1 pseudogene is annotated in these 232 nt (G+C 53.0%); it reads left to right on the top strand.

Annotated elements, in window-relative coordinates:
* Positions 1-186: pseudogene (locus CWB78_RS18825) on the top strand (hypothetical protein); the annotation flags it as partial.
* Between the last annotated feature and the right edge of the window lie 46 nt (positions 187-232).

Raw genomic sequence — 232 nt, 5'->3', positions numbered from 1 at the left:
CGCCCCCCTGAGAGTGTGTGTCTAAAGACGACGGGTCGTGGGGGTTCCGGCTACGTTCATCGTACTGCGCATGTAGAGGTTGATGTAACTAAAACAATGGCCTCAGGGGTCGCTATTTCACGTGGTGTGCCTCTGGTAAGCCATGTTGATCTTACCGAGCACGATCTTGATATTTTAGTAACCTAGCAAGGCCTTGCTGATTTACGCGGGGTAGCGCCACGCGAACGTGCAA

This window comes from Pseudoalteromonas sp. S1612 (assembly GCF_005887175.1).
In the GTDB taxonomy this organism is placed as follows: domain Bacteria; phylum Pseudomonadota; class Gammaproteobacteria; order Enterobacterales; family Alteromonadaceae; genus Pseudoalteromonas; species Pseudoalteromonas undina.
The sequence above is the reverse complement of the archived record's forward strand: the minus strand, read 5'-3'. Positions and strand labels throughout refer to the sequence as shown.